Annotated in this window: 2 protein-coding genes and 1 pseudogene; all 3 read right to left on the reverse strand. The window is 53.8% G+C overall.

The genetic code is table 11. The features are described from left to right. Positions 1-326 precede the first annotated feature (326 nt). Complete coding sequence (locus AC1DH9_RS28890) at positions 327-848, reverse strand: GNAT family N-acetyltransferase (protein WP_427537205.1); 522 nt, start codon at positions 846-848, stop codon at positions 327-329. Between the two features lie 180 nt (positions 849-1,028). Next, positions 1,029-1,250 (reverse strand): cbb3-type cytochrome c oxidase subunit 3, encoded by a 222-nt coding sequence (locus AC1DH9_RS28895; RefSeq protein ID WP_427536957.1) that lies wholly within the window; start codon positions 1,248-1,250, stop codon positions 1,029-1,031. A gap of 58 nt (positions 1,251-1,308) precedes the next feature. Beyond that, positions 1,309-1,582, reverse strand: a pseudogene (locus AC1DH9_RS28900) (cytochrome C oxidase Cbb3); the annotation flags it as partial.

Genomic DNA, 1,582 nt, shown 5'->3' on the forward strand with positions numbered 1-1,582 from the left:
AGCAATTACAAAGGATGTCTTTAGTCAGCCGGGCACCGTGTATCTGGTTCCGTGTATCTGGTTCACCCTGATCTTGAAGTGATTAAATCTGACTATCATAAAATTCGCGCAATGGAATCTGAGTCTATCTACCTGACGCAGAATTGAGTAGCCGGCGCGCTGGGTCTTCGAGTTCGACGTATGACATCGATACGCATTAGGCAAAAAATTGATGTCTTGCCAGGCGTCGGACTCGTAGGCACCGATGCCTGGATCAAGATTTCGCAGCCGTGGCAGACCCTCATTAGCTGCAGATATGACCCTCGAAGGGAGGGAACCGAACGCTCCTATCGGGAAAGTCCGTATACCATTACCAGCATCCCAATTTCGGCTATGTCAGTTTTGAAAGGGATCTCACCGACTTCCTGGAAGCCGAAGCCCTCATAGAAGCGCCGCGCATTGGCGTTGGTCTTGAGCACGTCTAGCCAGAGCAAGGGCTCTGCACGCTCTATCGCACGGTTGCAAATGAAGCGCAAAAGCTGATTTCCATAACCTCGTCCTGCTTCGGATTTGAGTAAGTAGATTTTTTGAAGCTCTGCGCCCACTTCACCCGTTAAAGGTGCAGGCGTTGACCAGTTTATTTTCGAGAAGCCTACATCCCTGCCGCTGTCATCCGAGGCTATAAGCCACATATGGTTAGTGGATGATTCGAGTGATTTACCTAGTGAACTGGGCGAAAAGTCCTGATTGAGGAAGTTCTGCAGGCCGGCAAGAGACCAGATGGCCGAAAAATGCTCTCGGTAGGTCTCGCAGCCAATTCTACGTAGAGTATCAAGGTCGGTCTTGGTGGCCTCACGAATGTTGATCATATTCTTCCCTACAAGCTGTAGAGGATCATTAACCAGAGCCATGCGCTTCGTCCATCCGTACTGAGGTTTGGCATTGGGTCGATCCCACAATCGAAATTACAGCATAGCCAGCTTTCGATCAGGGGGCGGTGATCCGGTTATTAATCCCTCTCTATCCCAAAACCTGCACTGTGGCGAGTCTCAAATCTCGACATTCCCCCAACCTTCCTTCGCCTCCTCCGGCGCAACGGCTTTCACCGTCTTGCCCGTCGCCAACTCCACCCGCCGTGCCACTTCCGGGTCATCGGCAAACGGGATCAGGCTGGCATCGTCCAGGCTCTCGGCCGACTGGTGCCGCAAGCAGTACTCCACCGATAAATACAGGCACGCCACGCCCAACAGATCCAACATGACTTCGATCATGACGAACAATTCCTGAGGTGAGAGACGCAAGCCGGTGCGGCTTGCGTCATGGGCCGGATCAAGCGATCTGTGCTTCTTGCTCAGCGATTTTCAGGTCGGCGACCCGCACGGTGCGCCWGGTGTTGTAAGCCATCAGCAACATGCCGCTGAGGAAGAACACACCGCCGACGAAACGCACGATGAAGCCAGGATGGCTGGCCACCAGAGTCTCGACGAAGGAATAGGTCAGCGTGCCATCGTCGTTGATGGCGCGCCACATCAGGCCCTGGGTAATGCCGTTGACCCACATCGAGGCGATGTAGAGCACGGTGCCGATGGTGGCGAGCCAAAAG

Source organism: Pseudomonas sp. 05T35, from assembly GCF_056396605.1.

Bases quoted from the DNA above. Each gene is read 5' to 3' on its own strand.
- AC1DH9_RS28890 (WP_427537205.1), bottom strand. From the start codon at position 848: ATGATCAACATTCGTGAGGCCACCAAGACCGACCTTGATACTCTACGT.
- AC1DH9_RS28895 (WP_427536957.1), bottom strand. From the start codon at position 1,250: ATGATCGAAGTCATGTTGGATCTGTTGGGCGTGGCGTGCCTGTATTTA.